Origin of the sequence: Promicromonospora sp. NPDC057488 (genome assembly GCF_042802395.1) — a bacterium.
Classification (GTDB): Bacteria; Actinomycetota; Actinomycetes; order Actinomycetales; family Cellulomonadaceae; genus Promicromonospora.
This window is the reverse complement of sequence record NZ_JBHVEG010000047.1, coordinates 1-15,342: the sequence shown is the minus strand read 5'-3', so window position 1 is coordinate 15,342 and position 15,342 is coordinate 1. Positions and strand designations below refer to the sequence as shown.

Below are 15,342 nucleotides of genomic sequence, written 5' to 3'. Positions count from 1 at the left end.
CCATGGGGAGCATGACTCAGACCCCAGGGGTGACGGCGCCCGACTACGACCTCACGCAGCCGCTCGACATCGACTTCGCCGGCGCCTTCGCCGACATCACGGAGGAGGAGCGGGCGCAGCAGCTCGCCGTCCGCCGGTTCGTGCAGGACGAGGTCCTCCCCGTCATCGACGGCTACTGGGAGCGGTACGAGGTGCCGATGGACCTGGTCAAGCGCATGGCCGAGCTGGACTTCCTGCGCGACGGCGTGGACGTGCCCGGCTTCCCGAAGATCTCGAAGATGGCCGAGGGCCTGTCCGCGATGGAGATGTCGCGCGGCGACGGCTCCGTGACCACGATCTGCGGCGTGCAGGGCGGCCTCGCGCTGCGCTCGATCGTGATGCTCGGCTCCGACGAGCAGGTCGAGAAGTACGCCGGGCCGATGGCCCGCGGCGAGATCCTGGGCGCGTTCGCGCTGACCGAGCCCACGCACGGCTCGGACTCCGTGGGCCTGGAGACCTCCGCCGTGCAGGAGACGCGCGACGGCGTCGAGGGGTACGTCATCAACGGCGAGAAGAAGTGGATCGGCTTCGGCTCGATCGGCGACATCTCCGTGGTCTGGGCGCGCGGCGAGGACGGCCAGGTGCACGGCTACATCGTCCCGCAGGACACCCCCGGCTACCGGGCCACGACGATCGAGGGCAAGCTCTCGCTGCGCGCGATCCACCAGGCGCACATCGTGCTGGACGACGTGTTCGTGCCGGCCGACAGCCTGCTGCCGAAGTCGCGCTCGTTCAAGGACACCGGCCGCGTCCTGTTCGCCACGCGGCTCGGGGTCGCCTGGGGCGCCGTCGGGCAGGCCATCGCCTGCTACGAGACCGCCGTGGCCTACTCCAAGCAGCGTGTGCAGTTCGGCCGGCCGCTCGCCGCCAGCCAGATGGTGCAGGAGCGCCTGACCAAGATGCTGTCGATCCTCACGCAGATGCAGCTCCTCGTGAAGCAGATGACGCGGCTCGACGAGGCGGAGCAGCTCACCGGCCCACAGGCGTCGCTCGCCAAGTACACCTGCACGCGCGGCGCGCGGGAGATCGCGGCGATCGCCCGCGACCTGCTCGGCGGCAACGGCATCCTGCTGGAGAACCGCGTGGCGCGGCACTTCGCCGACATCGAGGCCCTGCACACCTACGAGGGCACCGAGAGCATGCAGGCCCTGATCATCGGCCGCGAGATCACAGGCACCAGCGCCTTCGCCTGAGCCGTACCGGGGTAGGGAAAACCCCACCCGCACCCGGTGGGGTCACTCAATGTGCCGGGGGTGCCGGGCCGCCTAGGGTCATGACCATGACCAGCGATGACGGCCCGGCACCCCCGCCCCGCACCCTCGCGGAGCACGTCGCGCCCGCACTGACCTCGGGCGCGGACTTCTTCCGGGCACCCTTCCACCCCGCCACCCGGCGCGCCGTCGCCGCGCTGGCCGTGGGGTGGGTGTGGCACCTGACCGCGGGCCTCATCGTCTGGATCCTCGTGCTGGTGTCGGCCGGGCTGGTCCCCGCGCTCGGCGTCGGGGTGCCGATGCTCGCCTTCTGGCTCGTCGTCGCCCGCCGGTTCGGCACCGCCGAGCGCGCCCGCGTCGCCCGCCAGACCGGCGTCCGGGTCCCCGCGCCGCGCCCGGCCCCCGAGCCGCACCGCCGCGGCGTGTGGTCCCGGCTGTGGGCGCGCGTGCGCGACGACCGCGCCTGGGCGGCCGCGCTCCACGCCTTCCTCGGCATGCTCACCACCTGCCTGTTCTTCTCCGTCGTCACGGCTCTGGCCGCGGCGGCCGTCGCGGCGGTGATCTTCACGTTCGTCGGCCGCGACAGCACGCTCGCCGGGTGGCCCGGCCTGCCGTGGCCCGCCACGGTGGTCGGCGCGCTCGCCGGCGCCGTCGTGCTCGTGTGGGCGGCGGCCGCCCTCGCGCAGTACGGGTCCTACCTCATGGTGCGCCTGGCCGGCGCCCTGCTCGGACCGTCCGCGACCGAGCTGGCCCGTGCCCGCGCCGCCGCCGCCGAGCGGGAGACCCGCGTGGCGGAGGCCGCCGCGCACACGGCCCGCGAGCGCGCGGCCGTGCTCACCGAGTCGCGCACGGCCGCGGTCTCCGCCGCCGACACCGAGCGCCGCCGCATCGAGCGCGACCTGCACGACGGCGCCCAGCAGCGCCTGGTCGCCCTCGGCGTCGAGCTCGGCGTGGCCCGCAGGCTGGCCGACAAGGACCCCGGGCACGCCGTCGCCGCCCTGGAGCTGGCGCACCGCGAGATCAAGGAGACCCTGGCCGAGCTGCGCGACCTGGTACGCGGCATCCACCCCGCCGTGCTGTCCGACCGCGGGCTCGACGCCGCGCTGTCCGCGCTGGCGGGCCGCAGCCCGGTCCCGGTGCGCGTGGAGGTCACCGGCGACCTCACGCCGGCCAGCCCGGCGGCCCAGGCCGCCGCGTACTTCGTGGTCGCCGAGGCCCTGACCAACGTGGCCAAGCACGCCGCGGCCGACCTGGTGCGGGTGCACGCGAGCCTCGTGCCCGACGACCACCCGGCGCGCCTGCGCGTCGCGGTGTCCGACGACGGCCGCGGCGGCGCCGCGCTGTCCCCCGGCAGCGGGCTCGCGGGCCTGCGCGGCCGCGTCGCGGCCCTGGACGGCACCTTCGAGCTCGACAGCCCGCCCGGCGCGGGAACCCGCCTGACCGTGGAGGTCCCGTGCGCATCGTGATCGCGGAGGACTCCGTCCTCCTCCTGGACGGCCTGACCCGCCTGCTGGTGGCCGAGGGGCACGAGGTGACGGGGTACGGCACGGCGGACCGCCTGGTCCTCGCCCTGTCGACGCCGGACGCCGAGCTGCCCGACCTGCTGGTCACCGACGTGCGGATGCCGCCGTCGCACACCGACGAGGGGCTGCGGGCGGCGGTGCACCTGCGCAGCCTGCACCCCCGGCTGCCGGTCCTGGTGCTCTCGCAGTACGTGGAGCAGAGCTACGCGAGCGAGCTGTTCGCGCGGGGCGCGCGCGGCCTGGGCTACGTGCTCAAGGACCGCGTGGCCGACGTGGACGAGTTCCTCGACGCCGTCGCCCGGGTGTCCGGGGGCGGCACCGTCGTGGACCCCGAGGTCGTCACGCAGATCATCGCGCGCCACCCCGGCTCCGACCTCGACGTCCTGACCCGGCGCGAGCGCGAGGTGCTCGCCCTGATGGCCGAGGGCCGCTCCAACGCCGCCATCGCGGACCGCCTCGTCGTGGGGCTGGCCGCCGTGGAGAAGCACGTCACCAACATCCTGACCAAGCTCGGCCTCCCGCCGGCCACCGACGACCACCGCCGGGTGCTCGCCGTGCTGCGCTGGCTCGACCAGAACGGATCCCGCTGATGACCCAGCCAGTTCCCGAGAGCTACCCCCAGGACGCCGGGTACGCGCCCGGCCCCCCGCAGCGCGGCGCGACCGCCCGCGTGCTGACGACGCTCGGCGTGGTGCTCGGCGTCGTCGTCGTGGGCTTCGGCGCGCTGTTCCTGGTGGACCTGATGGTGTCCGAGACGACCACCACCCACCGGTCCTACGACGCCGTGGACACGGTGGAGCTGGTGACCGACGGCGACGTCACCGTCACCGCCGCCGAGGGCGACGTCGAGGTCGACGCCATCGCGCACAGCGGCCTCCGCAGCCCCCGGTACTCGGCGGACGAGTCGGCGAACCGGCTCGAGATCACGCACCGCTGCGGCTGGTCGATCTTCCTGCCCCGCTGCTCCGGCGAGCTCGACGTGACCCTGCCCGCCGACACGGAGGTGGTGGTCCGCGCCGAGAACGGCGACGTCGTGGCGAGCGGCGTGGCCGGTGAGGTCGACGTGCGCACGAGCAACGGCCGGGTCGAGGCCACCGACGTGGGCGGGCTCTTCTCCGCCCGGTCGAGCAACGGCGACATCACCGTCGCGAACGCCGGCTCCGACGTGGCGGTCTCGACCTCCAACGGCGAGATCTCCGTGGGCGACGTGGACGGCACCGTCACCAGCGACACCAGCAACGGGCGGATCACGCTCGACGCGGTCACGGGCGACGCGTCGGCCCACACCAGCAACGGCTCCGTGGAGATCTCGGCGGTGGGCGGCGACGTCTACGCCGAGACCAGCAACGGCCGCGTCACGGTGTACGGCGACGAGGAGCCGGTGGCCCTGACGATCCAGACGTCGAACGGCGACGAGATCATCGAGGGGCCCACCGACCCGGACGCCGAGCGCACTGTTGAGATGCGCAGCTCGAACGGGGACGTCGCCTACCTCAGCCGGTGAACGTCAGCCAGAGCAGCGTGACGTTCAGCGCCACGATGACGCCCGCGACCACCCAGGCCAGCACCTGGGTGGTCAGGGCGTTGCGGTGCTCGCCCAGCAGCTCGCGGTCCCGGGTGAGCTTCACCAGCGGGATCATCGCGAACGGGATGCCGAAGCTGAGCACCACCTGGCTCACCACCAGCAGCCAAGTGGGCGAGATCCCGGTCATGAGCAGCACGATCGCGGGCAGCAGCGTGACCACGCGCCGGGTCAGCAGCGACACGCGCACCTTCAGCAGGCCCGACATGATCTCGGCCCCCGCGTAGGCCCCGACCGACGTGGACGCGAGCCCCGAGGCCAGCAGGCCGACGGCGAACAGCACGCCCACGACCGGCCCGAGCGTGCCGGCGATGGCGGCGTGCGCGCCCTCGATGGTGTCCGTGCCCTCCCGGCCGGCGAGGTTCGCGGCCGCCAGCAGCAGCATCGCGATGTTCACGCTCCCGGCCAGGATCAGCGCGAGGATCACGTCGACCCGCGTGGCGCGCAGGATGCGCGGCACCGACGTCGACGGCGCGTGCAGGTGGTCGCGCGCGAGCGAGGAGTGCAGGTAGATCGCGTGCGGCATCACCGTGGCGCCGAGCATCGAGGCCGCCAGCAGCACGGAGTCCGCGCCCTCCAGCCGGGGCACGAGGCCGGCCAGCATCGCGGCCGGGTCGGGCGGGGAGAAGAACAGCCCGGCGCAGAAGCCGACCGTGAGCACCGCGAGCATCGAGGTGACGACCCCCTCGAAGGCCCGCTGGCCGCGCCGCTGCTGCACCCCCAGCACCAGCAGGGACACCACCCCGGTGATGACGCCGCCCAGCACGAGCGGTACGCCGAACAGCAGGTTCAGGGCGATGGCGCCGCCGATCACCTCGGCGAGGTCGGTCGCGGCGGCGACCACCTCGGCCTGCACCCAGTAGGCGAGCCGGGCGCGGCGGGGCAGCCGCTCCCCCAGCACCTCAGGCAGTGACCGGCCGGTCACCACGCCGAGCTTGGCCGACAGGTACTGCACCAGCACCGCCATCGCGTTGGCCGCCACGAGCACCCAGACCAGCAGGTACCCGAACCGGGCTCCCGCGGTGAGGTTCGCGGCCACGTTGCCGGGATCCACGTAGGCGATGGCCGCCACGAAAGCGGGTCCGAGCAGGACGAAGAGGCGGGCCCGGCCGGTGCGTGGCCCAGCGGCGGTGCGAGTCATCGAGTCTCCAGAAAGTTCGGGTACCCGAACTCTAACTCGCGAATGGCCGAACTTGTACCCGTATCGACCGATCGCCGACCCGGTCGCCGATCAGTGCAAGGATGTGGCCCGTGCCGAGCCCGTCAGACCTGTCGACAACGCCCAAGGCCGTGGACCTCCTGCGGTCCGCCACCCGTGTGTTCTCCTCCTGGCCGGCCCTGTGGGTCGGCTTCGTGCTGGCCCACGCCTGGATCATCTTTCAGGCCTGGGTCTTCGGGGGGCAGATCCTCGGGGACGTGAACCTGTACGAGTGGTGGGTTCGCAACGGCATGAACACGGGCTCGTGGCCCGTGCTCAACTACGCCTGGGTCTACCCGCTGGGCGCACTGGGGCCGATGACGATCCCCGCGCTGTTCTCCCAGACCACCGTCGGCTACGACTGGGTGTGGATGGGCATGGTGACCGCCGCCAACGCCGGCGCCGTCGCCCTGCTCGGCCGGGCCAAGCCGCACGGCCGCGCCGCCTCCTGGTACTGGCTGTTCTTCCTCGTGATGCTCGGGCCCATCTGGATCGGCCGGCTCGACGGCCTGCTGGCACCGATCATCCTCGTGGCGCTGCTGATCGCGGTCCCGCGGCCGGCCCTCGCGATGGTGCTGGCGACCGTGGGCGCCTGGATCAAGATCGCGCCGGGCGCGGTGGCCCTGGCGCTGGCCGCCACGGCGTCGAACCTCAGGACGTTCGTGCGGAACGTGGTGCTGCCGGGCGCGGCGGTGTGCGCCGTCGTCGTCGGTTTCGCCTTCGCGGGCGGCGGACAGGCGAACGTGCTGGACGTGTTCGGGGAGCAGGGCGACCGGCAGCTCCAGGTCGAGGCGGTCGCCGCCACGCCGTTCACGGTGGCCCGGATCTGGGACCCGTCGATCAAGGTCGAGTACGACGACGTCATCTACACCTACGAGGTGCTCGGCGCCGGCGCGGACATCACGGCGCAGGTGCTCGACGTCGCCCTGCCCGTCGCCGCGATCCTGATCGCCGCGCTGATCTGGTGGGCGGCCCGGCGCCGCCCCGAGCGGGTCGGCGACATCCTGCTGGTCGGCGCGGCCGCCGAGCTGCTGGCCCTGATCGTCTTCAACAAGGTGGGCTCGCCGCAGTTCATCGCGTGGATCGGCCCGCCCGTCGCGGCCGCCATCGCGCTCGGCAGCCGCAGCCAGGGCACGAAACGCACGTGGTTCGTCCCCGCGGTCGGCACGCTGATCGTGGCGCGACTCACCATGGAGCTCTACCCGCTGCGGTACGGCGAGTTCCTGGGCGGCTGGGCGTTCGCCACGAGCGTCGGCGCCCTGCGCAACGCGCTGCTCGTGGCGCTCCTGGTCGGCGCGCTCGTCCGGCTCTCCCAGCTCGCCTTTGCCCGCAAGGTGCCGTCCGTGACGAGTTGAGGGTCACTTTCGGGGGTGTTCCCGATGTCAGGTGCGCCGTGGCTCCGCTACGGTCGGGATCGTGACATCGTGTGTAGCGGTTACCGTCTCGACGCCACCCGTTCCCCGACTCGCCGCACGGAGGACTTCGTCCGGACATCGACGACCGGCAGGTTCGTAGCGTGCGAGTAGCCATCGTTGCGGAGAGTTTCCTCCCGCAGGTGAACGGGGTCACCAACTCCGTCCTGCGGGTCCTCGAGCACCTCCACGAGCGGGGGGACCAGGCCATGGTCCTCGCGCCCGACGCCGACGCGTCGATCGGTCACGTGCCGCCCTTCGTGAGCGGCGCCCCCGTCGTCGAGCTCGGCTCCATCGGTTTCCCCGGGTACCCGGACGTCCGGCTCGTGGTCGGCAAGAAGTGGCGCACCGAGCGCACGCTGGCCACGTTCGCGCCCGACGTCGTCCACCTCGCCTCGCCCTTCATCCTCGGCTGGCGCGGCATCCTCGCGGCCGAGCGGCTGGGCCTGCCGAGCGTCGCGGTCTACCAGACCGAGGTGCCGGGCTATGCGGCGCGGTACGGCCTGGGCCACTTCGAGCCCCTGCTGTGGAAGCGGGTCAAGGACATCCACGAGCGCGCGACGATGACGCTCGCCCCGTCCACCGCGACCATGCGCCAGCTGGAGAACCACGGCATCCCCAACCTGCGCCTGTGGGGCCGCGGCGTGGACACGCAGTCGTTCCACCCGGGGTTCCGGGACGAGGCCTGGCGGCGGAAGGTCGGCGCCGGGCGCGAGATCCTCGTGGGCTACGTGGGCCGGCTGGCCGCCGAGAAGCAGGTCGAGGCGCTGCGCGTGGTGCAGGACCTGCCGAACGTCCGCCTCGTGATCGTGGGCGACGGCCCCGAGCGGGACGAGCTGCGGCGGGTGCTGCCGTCGGCCCACTTCGCCGGGCTGCTGCGGGGCGCCGAGCTGTCGCGCGCGATGGCGAGCCTCGACGTGTTCGTGCACCCGGGCGAGCTGGAGACGTTCGGCCAGACGCTGCAGGAGGCGCACGCGAGCGGCGTCCCCGTCGTGGCGCCCGCGGCCGGCGGCCCGCTGGACATCGTCCGGCACTCCCACGACGGCTGGCTGTACCCTCCAGGTGACCACGAGGCACTCCGGGCCCGCGTCGTCGACCTGGTGGGCGACGAGCGCAAGCGGCGGGCATTCGGTACCTCGGCCCGGATGAGGGCCGAGGGCCGCACGTGGCACGACATCTGCTCCGAGCTCATGGGGCACTACGACGACGCGATCCGGGTGCACGCGAGAGCCGGCTCAGCGGAGGTATAACTTGCGAATCGTCCACGTCGCGAACTTCTACAGCCCTCGTTCCGGGGGCATCCGCACCGCGATGCACGCCATGGCCGGGCAGTACCTGTCCCGGGGGCACGAACCTGTGCTCGTCGTGCCGGACAAGCGGGACGGGGTCTCGGTCGTGGACGGGGTCAAGGTGGTCAGCCTGGCGGCGCCCCGCGTGCCGTTCTCCGGCGGCTACCGCGCCGTGGTGCGGCCCGGCAAGATGCGCGGCCTGCTCGAGACGCTCGCACCGGACCGGCTCGAGGTGAGCGATCGGACCACGCTGGCCGGCCTGGGCGACTGGGCCCGCGAGGCCGGCGTCCCGTCGCTGATGATGCTGCACGAGCGGGTCGACGGCGTGCTGCGGTCCTGGATCCCCGGCGGCGCCGAGGGCGGCTACGCGGCCTCGTTCGGCGCGACGGCGACCCCGGCGCTGGCCGACCGCTACAACCTCGCCACGCTGACCCGCTTCGACCGCCTGGTGGCGACCACCCACTTCGCCGCGGGCGAGGTGGAGCGCCTCGCCGAGCGCGTGCGGAGTGCCAAGATCCCGCCGCTCTACCGGGTGCCGCTCGGCGTCGACCTGGAACGGTTCCGGCCCGACCGCTACTCGGCCGCGGCGCGCGCCGAGTACGCGCCGCCCGGCACCGCGCTCATCGTGCTCGCGAGCCGCCAGTCCACCGAGAAGCGGCCCGACCTCGCGATCGACGCCGCCGCCCAGCTCATGCGCGACGGCCGCCCCGTGCGGCTCGTCGTCGCGGGCGCCGGCCCGCTGCTGCCGAAGATGCGCAGCCGGGCCGAGGCGGCCGGGCTGCCGCACCGGTTCCTCTCGTTCATCCCCGACCGCGACCGGCTCGCTACCCTGCTGACCTGCGCCGACGTCGTCATCGCCCCCGGGCCGATCGAGACGTTCGGGCTGGCCGCGCTCGAGGCGCTGGCGTCCGGCACGCCAGTGGTCTGCAGCTCGTCGAGCGCCCTGCCCGAGGTCGTGGGCACCGCGGGCGCCGCCGCCCCGCCGGAGGCGTCCGCCCTCGCGCTCGCCCTGCACGAGGTGCTCGACCGCGACGTGGACCAGCGGCGCAAGGAGGCCCGCGCCCGCGCGGAGCTCTTCCCGTGGAGCGCCACCGGGGACGCGATGATGGACCTGCACTCGCGCCGCGCCTTCGACCTGGCCGACGCCGGCACGGCGGGGCGACGGTGAGATGACCACGCCGGGGGTACGCGAGAGCTGCTTCCGGCTGGTCGCCCTCGGTGACTCGATCACCGTGGGCGTGGGCGACACCGTCGGCCCGGACGCCGTTCACGGTCCCGGCTGGGCCGCGCACCTCGCCGCCGTGCTCGGCGTGGACGAGTTCACCAACCTCGCCACCAACGGCGCCCGCTCCCGCGATGTCGCGGACACCCAGCTCGACGCCGCCCTCGCCCTGCGGCCCCGGCTCGCGACCGTGCTCGTGGGCGGCAACGACGTGCTGCGCAGCGACTTCGACGCCCGGTTCACGCTCGCCGACCTGCACCGCTGCGTGGGCGAGCTGCGCCGCGCCGGCACCGACGTGGTGCTGGTAAGGCTCCCGGTGATCGGCCTGTTCGAGCTCGCGCCCCGCCTGGTCCGGCACGTGATGCGCCGCCGGGTGGCGTCGATCAACGCGGCGGTGGACGAGGTGGCGGGGACCGTGCTGCCGCCCCCGCCGACTTCGGTCGGTCGCACTGAGACCGGTCCATCAACTGACCGGCCTCAAGGCAACCGACCGAGCTCGAACCCAGCCGCGCCTGGCCGGGTGGTGGTCGTGGACGCCGTACAGGCCATCGCGCCCGCCGGGGAGAAGGCCTGGCATGTCGACCGCGTGCATCCCTCGCCGGCGGGGCACCGGCGGCTCGCCCTCGGCGTCGCGGGCGAGCTGGCCGGGCTGGACCCGGCCTACGCCCTCGACACCGCCCGCCTGCCCGATGCGCCCGACCCGCCGTCGGCGCGGCAGCGGCTGGTCTGGCTCGCGCGGGCCGGGCTGCCGTGGTGCGTGCGCCGAGGGCGGGACTTCGTGCCCGGGCTGCTCCGCTCCGTGGTGCAGGACCTGCGCGCGGAGCGGGCGTTCACCCAGGGCGGCATGGTGACGAGCCTCGCCGACTCGGGGCTCGACCCGCGCCGGCGGATCGGGCGGGGCTGATCAGGCCGTGGCCCCGGGCCGCATCGCGTCGATGATCCGGGTCCAGTTGTCGCCGCCGTGGCCGTGCTCGCGGGCCCAGGTGTAGTACGCCTGGACGGCCGCCGGCAGGCCGGTGTCGACCCCCACCGCCTCGCTCGCGGCGACCACGTGGTCGGCGGTGGCGCCCATCATCGTGACGGAGCTCAGGTGTCCCGGGTGCTCTCCGGCCTCGAGCTGCGCAGCGGTGTCCTCGCCCGCGCCCAGCATCTCCGGGGTGCCGGTCAGGGTCTGCAGCAGCTCCGGGAGCGCCGCCGCCGGCCGCACCCCGGCCGACTCCAGCAGCGCGGTGGCGTGCATCAGCCCGGCGAGCGCGGTGAGGAACACGTCGAGGTTGGCCTGGTACATGAGCTGCGCGAGGCCGGCGTCCTCCCCCAGGTAGCGCGGCGCGCCGATCGTGCCCAGCGCGTCCCGGTGCGCCTCCAGCGCGTCGGCCGGGCCGCTGTAGTACACGTACGCCGCGTCGGTGCCGACCATCGGCGCGGGGTTCATCACGCCGCCGGTCAGGAAGCGCGCGCCGTGCTTCTCGGCCCAGACGGCGCCCTCGCGGGTCTGGCCGGGCGAGTCGGAGCTGAGGTTCACGAGCGTGCGGCCCGCGAGCGCCGTGGTGGCGTGCCCGAGGATGTCGTACATCGCCTGGTAGTCGGTGAGGCTCAGGATGACCAGGTCGCTCGCGGCGACGGCGTCCGCGGGTGTGGGTGCGAGCCGCGCCCCGGCGGCCACGACGTCGGCGGCCCTGGTGGGCGTCCGGTTCCAGACGGTGACGGGGTGGCCCGCGGCGAGCAGGGCGTGGACCATGGCCTGGCCCATGGGGCCCAGGCCGATGAGGGTGACGGGGGTGGTCATCGGGAGACCTCCACGTCGGCCCGGGCCCGCAGGCTCTCGTAGATCCTGGCGAAGCCCTCGGCGCCGTGCCCCTGGGCGATCTGGCCGCTGATCAGCTCCTGCACGGCCGCGACGGGTCCGGGCGCGACGCCCTGCTCCGCGCTCGCGCGCACGATGTGGCTCAGGTCCGAGAAGTCCAGGCTCTGCTGGCCGGGGACCGTGTAGTCGCCGCCGTCGACCACGGCGGCGTCGTGCGCGAAGCCCGCCGTCATGGCGCTGAGGAAGGGCGTGGCGCGCGCGGCGAACTCGGTGGCGGTCATGCCGGCGGAGCCGGCCAGCGCGGCCCCGTGCAGGAACCCCGCGAACATCGTGTACATGCCCGAGAGCAGCGCGAGGTCGAACAGCGAGGCCAGGCCGGGGTCGGCGCCGTCGTAGGTGCTGGTGCCCCAGCGGTCGAGCACGGGGCGGACGTCGTCGAACACTTCCCGCGGGCCGCTGTACAGGATCGAGGCCTCGGCGGTGCCGATCATGGGCGGGGTCGCCATGATCGCGCCGTCGAGGTAGCCGACGCCGTGCCCTTCCGCCCAGCCGGCGAGCTCGCGGGCCTCGTTCGGCGTGGTGGTCGTGAGGTTCACCAGGGTGGCGCCCCGCATGGTGCCGATCACGGGGTCGAGCGTCTCGTGCACGGAGGCGTGGTCCAGCAGGCAGGCGATCACGAGGGGGTGGGCCGCGACGGCGTCGGCGATGCCGGACGGCGCCGCGGCTCCCCGCGCGGCCAGACCGGCGGCGCGGGCGGGGGTGCGGTTCCAGACGGTCGTGGCGTGGCCGGCGTCGAGCAGCGCGGAGGCGAGGGCGCTGCCCATGGCGCCCAGTCCGAGCACCGTGACGCCGGTGCGGTCGGGAGTGGTCATGCGGGTCTCCTTGGGGTCGATGGGGACCCGTCCATGCTCGACGCGCGACGTACCATCGTGGAAGTACCCACTATTTACTGGGGTACTTACCCTTTGGTAAGTACCCCTTGGCAGGAGGAGCGCGCGATGGCGAAGGCACCCCGGAACGGCCCCTACATCTGCGGCATCGACGCCGCCCTCGACGTGGTGAGCGGCAAGTGGAAGGGCCTGATCCTCTGGGAGCTCGACGAGCACGGCGTGCGGCGGTTCGCCGAGCTGCGCCGCGGGCTGCCGGGCGTGAGCGAGAAGATGCTGACCCAGCACCTGCGCGAGATGGAGGCGGACGGGCTCCTGACCCGCCGCGTGCACGCCGAGGTGCCGCCCCGCGTCGAGTACTCGCTCACGGAGCACGGCGCGGCGCTCAACACGGCGCTCGCCCCGCTCGGCGCCTGGGGCGTGGACCGGATCCGCCGGGAGCGGTCGGAGCTGGTCGAGCACCGGGACGCGGCGGCGCTGCCGCGTCCGTAGGGTGCCCGGGTCAGGCCAGCGGCATCAGGCCGCGCTCGGCGAACACCTTCTTGGCGACGGCGACGGCGTTCAGGGCCCGCGGGAAGCCGCAGTAGACCGAGCTGTGCAGAAAGACCTCGATGATCTGTTGCGGCGTGAGCCCGACCTTCAGCGACGCGCCGATGTGCACCTCGAGCTGCGGTTCGCTGCCCCCCATCGCGGTGAGCATCCCGAGGGTCACGAGCTGCCGCTCCCGCGGGTCCAGCTCGGGCCGGGACAGGATGTCCCCGTAGCCCCACGCGACGATCTGGTGGCCGAGCTCGGGAGCGATGTCGGCCAGCGACTCGATGACGCCGTGGCCCGCGCCGTCGTGGAACGCGTCGAGGGCCGCCTTGCCGGATGCGAATCTCTCCGCGCGCGACGTCTCGTTGTCCGTCATCGTCTTCCCCTCCTGGACTGCCTGCATGGGTGATGTGGGCTCGATCGGTTGCCACCGGGGCAAACGCCTGTAGGCGCGAGGCCCAGTCCAGCCCATCGGCGCCGGGCGACGCAAGATCTCGCGGGTGATATATGCCCAGGTCAACCTTTGTTTTCCGGGGCCGCGCACGGACCGGGCGCGCCGGTGGGCTAACTTCTTCCGGTGCGCAGGGTGTCGGTGGTCGGAGCGTCCGGGTCGGGAAAGTCCACGTTCGCGCGCCGCCTGGCGGCCCACCTCGGCGTCGGCCACGTCGAGCTGGACGCCCTCTACTGGGGACCTGGGTGGACGCCGCGCCCACAGGAGGACTTCGTGGGTGACGCCGAGGCCGCCGTGGCCGGCGACGCCTGGGTGGTCGACGGCAACTACTCCGCCCTGCAGCCCACGATCTGGGCGCGCGCCGACACCGTCGTCTGGATCGACCCGCCGACGCCGCTAGTGCTCACGCGGGTGTACCGCCGGACGCTGCGCACCGCGATCGAACAGAACGAGCTCTGGCCGGGCACGGGCCTGCGCCAGCCCTGGACCGACGTGCTCGCGCCCTGGAAGCGGGACTCGATCGTCCGGTGGTCGCTGCACCAGCGCAGGAGCCATCCGCGGCGCTACGGGGACGCGATGGGCGACCCAGCGAACGCGCACCTGACGTTCCACCGGCTGCGGTCGCGGCGGGAGGTGGAGGCGTTCGTCGGCGGGGCCGTACGGGCCGAGGGTTGACGCCGGCATAAACCGCGCCAACCAGTACGATCCCCCCATGTCTGCAGACGACGCGAAGCCCAAGGGTGAGCTCATCCGGCCATCCGATGCCCGGCCCCCGGCCTCCTGGGCGGAACGTCAGGTCGGCGTGTTCTGGACGCAGCTCGGACAGTTCCGTTACCTGGCAGCCGACGTGCGCAAGGTCGGACGCTGGCTGACGGGCAAGCTGACGGGTCGCCCCGGGGCCTGACCTCCGCCGGTCCGGTCAGGCGCTCAGTGGCGCGACGGTCAGGGTGCCGGCGTCGGCGTCGAGCTCGCACTGGACGCCGAGCGGCACGGAGACCGGGTTCTCGATGTGCCCGAGCGGCAGCCCGGCGAGGATCGGCACGCCGAGCGAGCCCAGCCGGTCCCGGAGCACGTCCAGGACGTTCCAGCCGCGGTCCTCGTAGCCGTCGAAGCCCTCGAGCGAGCCCACCGCGACACCCGCGATGCCCGCGAGCGCCCCGGACAGGATGAGCTGGGTCAGCGGGCGGTCGACCATGCCCAGCCCGACCGTCCGGTTGATCTCCAGCAGCAGGACGTGGCCCTCGAGGTCGTTGTCGACGATTCCGACGCTGCGCGCCAGCATCTCGAGGTTTCCGCCGAACAGCGGGCCCGAGGCCGTGCCCGTCGTCGTGAGGTACGCGCCGTACTGGTCGCGGTCGCTGCGCACCGGCTCCCCGGATTCGCCGCGCAGGAGGCGCAGCGCCGTCTCGGCCCGGGTCCCGGCAACGGCGCCGTGGACCGACGGGACGCCGACCTGGTGCCACACCTGGTGCAGGGCGGTGATGTCACTGAACCCGATGATCGGCTTGGGATCGGCCCGGAGCGCGTCGGTGTCGACGTCGGCCAGCAGGCGGAGGCTGCCGCAGCCCCCGCGCAGGGTCAGGATCGCACGCACCTCGGGGTCCCGGATCGCATCGTTGAGGTCGGCCGCGCGCTCCGCGTCGCCGCCGGCCATGTAGCCGAACCGGTCGTCGGCGTGCTTGCCCAGTCGCGCCTTGAACCCCCACGACTCGATCGTCGCGATGCTCTCGTCCACCCAGGACTCGTCGCTCCAGCTCGCGGGCGAGACGAGCGCGACGGCGTCGCCGGGCTCCAGCCTCGGGAGAGGTGAGACAGCAGGTCGGGGCTGTGCGACGCGCGACATGAGGAGGACGCTACCCTCGCCGGATGACGACACGAACTTCGTTTTCGCTGATCATCGGCGGTGCGGCAGTTGCCGTGCTGGGAGTGGTCGTGTCGGTCGTCTATCTCCTGCAGCCCTGGCGCACGTGCCCGGACGACACCTCCCCTGCCGCCTGCCCGATGCTCGCGCAGGACGCGACGGTCCTGGCCGCCGCGCTGGTCGTCACGGTGCTGGCGGCTGCGGTGACGGTGGTCGGCCTGGTGTTGCGCAGACGCTAGGCACGACCGGCCGGCCCTCGACAGGCGCTGTCCTGCCAGCGTCGCCACGTCGGCAGTTTGCATCGAGGTCGGCACAGGCCTGTGCCGACC

General features: G+C 73.4%; 17 protein-coding genes. 12 read left to right on the top strand and 5 right to left on the bottom strand.

The features are described 5' to 3' along the window. Window positions 1–11 precede the first annotated feature (11 nt). From ACFU5G_RS12170 to ACFU5G_RS12155, 4 genes are all read left to right on the top strand, one after another. On the top strand, window positions 12–1,232 hold the full coding sequence (locus tag ACFU5G_RS12170; RefSeq protein WP_377244333.1) for an acyl-CoA dehydrogenase family protein: 1,221 nt from the start codon (window positions 12–14) through the stop codon (window positions 1,230–1,232). Between the two features lie 86 nt (window positions 1,233–1,318). Beyond that, window positions 1,319–2,716, top strand: coding sequence for a sensor histidine kinase (locus ACFU5G_RS12165; RefSeq protein ID WP_377244330.1), 1,398 nt, complete (start codon window positions 1,319–1,321; stop codon window positions 2,714–2,716). Next, window positions 2,704–3,363, top strand: coding sequence for a LuxR C-terminal-related transcriptional regulator (locus tag ACFU5G_RS12160; RefSeq protein WP_377244327.1), 660 nt, complete (start codon window positions 2,704–2,706; stop codon window positions 3,361–3,363). The genes ACFU5G_RS12165 and ACFU5G_RS12160 overlap by 13 nt, the downstream gene beginning before the upstream one ends. Beyond that, a complete protein-coding gene (locus ACFU5G_RS12155; protein ID WP_377244324.1) occupies window positions 3,363–4,277 on the top strand; it encodes a DUF4097 domain-containing protein in 915 nt (304 codons plus the stop codon). The genes ACFU5G_RS12160 and ACFU5G_RS12155 overlap by 1 nt, the downstream gene beginning before the upstream one ends. Here the strand turns inward: ACFU5G_RS12155 and ACFU5G_RS12150 are convergent. Beyond that, window positions 4,267–5,496 (bottom strand): Nramp family divalent metal transporter, encoded by a 1,230-nt coding sequence (locus ACFU5G_RS12150; RefSeq protein WP_377244321.1) that lies wholly within the window; start codon window positions 5,494–5,496, stop codon window positions 4,267–4,269. The genes ACFU5G_RS12155 and ACFU5G_RS12150 overlap by 11 nt on opposite strands. Window positions 5,497–5,597: 101 nt before the next feature. Here ACFU5G_RS12150 and ACFU5G_RS12145 point away from each other — a divergent pair, with 101 nt between their 5' ends. The 4 genes from ACFU5G_RS12145 (at window position 5,598) to ACFU5G_RS12130 (ending at window position 10,380) form a co-directional block, all read left to right on the top strand. Next, window positions 5,598–6,908 (top strand): hypothetical protein, encoded by a 1,311-nt coding sequence (locus ACFU5G_RS12145; protein WP_377244318.1) that lies wholly within the window; start codon window positions 5,598–5,600, stop codon window positions 6,906–6,908. Window positions 6,909–7,108: 200 nt separating this feature from the next. After that, window positions 7,109–8,215: a glycosyltransferase family 4 protein gene (locus ACFU5G_RS12140; RefSeq protein ID WP_377244315.1), complete on the top strand. Its 1,107-nt coding sequence runs from the start codon at window positions 7,109–7,111 to the stop codon at window positions 8,213–8,215. 1 nt (window position 8,216) lies between these two features. Continuing rightward, window positions 8,217–9,422, top strand: coding sequence for a glycosyltransferase (locus ACFU5G_RS12135; RefSeq protein ID WP_377244312.1), 1,206 nt, complete (start codon window positions 8,217–8,219; stop codon window positions 9,420–9,422). Between the two features lies 1 nt (window position 9,423). Then, the gene (locus ACFU5G_RS12130; RefSeq protein ID WP_377244309.1) at window positions 9,424–10,380 is read left to right on the top strand and encodes an SGNH/GDSL hydrolase family protein; all 957 of its coding nucleotides are present in this window, start codon (window positions 9,424–9,426) and stop codon (window positions 10,378–10,380) included. On the opposite strand, the gene ACFU5G_RS12125 is transcribed toward ACFU5G_RS12130, so the two are convergent. Together ACFU5G_RS12125 and ACFU5G_RS12120 are read right to left on the bottom strand one after the other, a co-directional pair. Continuing rightward, window positions 10,381–11,262 (bottom strand): NAD(P)-dependent oxidoreductase, encoded by an 882-nt coding sequence (locus ACFU5G_RS12125; protein ID WP_377244306.1) that lies wholly within the window; start codon window positions 11,260–11,262, stop codon window positions 10,381–10,383. Beyond that, window positions 11,259–12,152 (bottom strand): NAD(P)-dependent oxidoreductase, encoded by an 894-nt coding sequence (locus tag ACFU5G_RS12120; RefSeq protein WP_377244303.1) that lies wholly within the window; start codon window positions 12,150–12,152, stop codon window positions 11,259–11,261. The genes ACFU5G_RS12125 and ACFU5G_RS12120 overlap by 4 nt, the downstream gene beginning before the upstream one ends. Window positions 12,153–12,278: 126 nt before the next feature. Here ACFU5G_RS12120 and ACFU5G_RS12115 point away from each other — a divergent pair, with 126 nt between their 5' ends. Beyond that, window positions 12,279–12,659, top strand: coding sequence for a winged helix-turn-helix transcriptional regulator (locus tag ACFU5G_RS12115; RefSeq protein ID WP_377244300.1), 381 nt, complete (start codon window positions 12,279–12,281; stop codon window positions 12,657–12,659). 10 nt (window positions 12,660–12,669) lie between these two features. Here ACFU5G_RS12115 and ACFU5G_RS12110 read toward each other — a convergent pair whose 3' ends face one another. Then, on the bottom strand, window positions 12,670–13,077 hold the full coding sequence (locus tag ACFU5G_RS12110) for a carboxymuconolactone decarboxylase family protein (protein ID WP_377244297.1): 408 nt from the start codon (window positions 13,075–13,077) through the stop codon (window positions 12,670–12,672). A gap of 201 nt (window positions 13,078–13,278) precedes the next feature. Here ACFU5G_RS12110 and ACFU5G_RS12105 point away from each other — a divergent pair, with 201 nt between their 5' ends. Further along, complete coding sequence (locus ACFU5G_RS12105) at window positions 13,279–13,827, top strand: hypothetical protein (RefSeq protein WP_377244294.1); 549 nt, start codon at window positions 13,279–13,281, stop codon at window positions 13,825–13,827. Window positions 13,828–13,864: 37 nt separating this feature from the next. Next, window positions 13,865–14,056, top strand: coding sequence for a hypothetical protein (locus tag ACFU5G_RS12100; RefSeq protein WP_377244291.1), 192 nt, complete (start codon window positions 13,865–13,867; stop codon window positions 14,054–14,056). Between the two features lie 15 nt (window positions 14,057–14,071). Here ACFU5G_RS12100 and ACFU5G_RS12095 read toward each other — a convergent pair whose 3' ends face one another. Then, on the bottom strand, window positions 14,072–14,995 hold the full coding sequence (locus ACFU5G_RS12095; RefSeq protein ID WP_377244288.1) for an LD-carboxypeptidase: 924 nt from the start codon (window positions 14,993–14,995) through the stop codon (window positions 14,072–14,074). Between the two features lie 23 nt (window positions 14,996–15,018). On the opposite strand from ACFU5G_RS12095, the gene ACFU5G_RS12090 reads away from it, so the two are divergent. Next, window positions 15,019–15,252 carry a hypothetical protein gene (locus ACFU5G_RS12090; RefSeq protein ID WP_377244285.1) on the top strand — a complete coding sequence of 78 codons (234 nt, stop codon included), beginning with the start codon at window positions 15,019–15,021 and terminating at the stop codon, window positions 15,250–15,252. The last annotated feature ends 90 nt before the right edge of the window (window positions 15,253–15,342 follow it).